This window comes from Paraburkholderia sp. GAS448, from assembly GCF_050435685.1.
Taxonomy (GTDB): Bacteria; Pseudomonadota; Gammaproteobacteria; order Burkholderiales; family Burkholderiaceae; genus Paraburkholderia.
Genome location: NZ_JBNDKT010000156.1, coordinates 1 through 1,239, shown reverse-complemented (window position 1 = coordinate 1,239; position 1,239 = coordinate 1). Strand labels below are relative to the sequence as shown.

Here is a 1,239-nt window from a genome sequence, read left to right as displayed (position 1 = left end):
AGTTCAACAACACACTTCGTCCACTTCATCCTCTACCCCGGCAACATGAAGCGGCCAGGTTAGCGAAAGTCAAACTGTTTTACCAGGTGCACTTACCTCGCTCAGCGCCTTGGCTGGCGCAGTTTCCGGCCTGTCTGACCCTTTATGCGATGGTTCTGGCGGGAATGGGCATTTTTCTGAAAACAGGACAAATCCTATGTGTTCATCTGTATAAACGGGACCGGTCAAATATAAGCGATGTGCTCCTGTCTTTAAAGTTCGGGTAAGCGTCGGTGAACCGCAAACCTGCTGTCCTTACAGCGCGCGAATCACTGGATACCTACCACTAACTATCTGGATTTCAGGATCTGTCATGAACAAGAGCTATCGCGTTGTATGGAATGCGTCCAGGCGGGCGTGGGGCGTTGCCTCGGAACTGGCGAAGGGCAAAACGAAGGGATCAGTGGCTTGCAGCGTCAAGGTTGCAGGGATCATCGCTGCGGCCGGTGCCGCCGCATTCGTCGGTGCGTCGTCGGCACTGGCGGCAGTGGCGTCCAATGGGTCGTTCATCGCGTGTGGTTCAGCAGGCCAGGTTGGAGGCTATGGGTATTCTACTTACGTCTACGGCCCCCTATCGAGCAATAATTCCTGTACCGCTAATGGTAGTCCTACCGGTGTCTCCTTTTATTTGCTAAATAACGCAGATCCAACTGGTTCGATCTCAGAGACCGACTCCCCGGTCAATGCATCAGTCACCGGCGCGATGAATGGCAGTCTGCGCTTGAGAGGTCTGGCGGGCATCAACATGCAAGGCGCTGTGAGCATGAGCGCCGGTTTGAACATGAGCGGCACCGGGATCACGGGCGTGTATAGCGGCACGCTGAGCTCGACGAGCACCGATGCGGTAAACGGCTCGCAGCTGTTTGCGACCAACACCAATGTGACGGCCAACGCGACGGCCATCACGGGTCTGGGCACGCGGGTGACGAAGAACGAAAGCGACATCACAAGCATCAACAGCAGCATCAGCGGTTTGAACGCTGGGCTGGCCGATACGGTGAAATACGACTCGGCAGCGCACGACAGCGTGACGCTGGGTAGCGCCGGCACGCCGGTGCAGTTGACGAATGTGCGCGATGGCGCGCTGAATGCGTCGAGCGTGGACGCGGTGAACGGCTCGCAGCTGTTTGCGACCAACACCAACGTGACGAACCTGGATAACCGGGTGACGAAGAACGAAGGCGATATCACGGGCATCAA

2 protein-coding genes are annotated in these 1,239 nt (G+C 56.8%); both read left to right on the top strand.

Features of this window, described 5'->3' with window-relative positions:
* Positions 1-266 (top strand): hypothetical protein (locus tag P3T23_RS47760; protein ID WP_429322965.1); only part of this gene is annotated, 266 nt, incomplete at its 5' end.
* A gap of 86 nt (positions 267-352) precedes the next feature.
* Positions 353-1,239 (top strand): ESPR-type extended signal peptide-containing protein (locus tag P3T23_RS47755; RefSeq protein ID WP_429322964.1); only part of this gene is annotated, 887 nt, incomplete at its 3' end.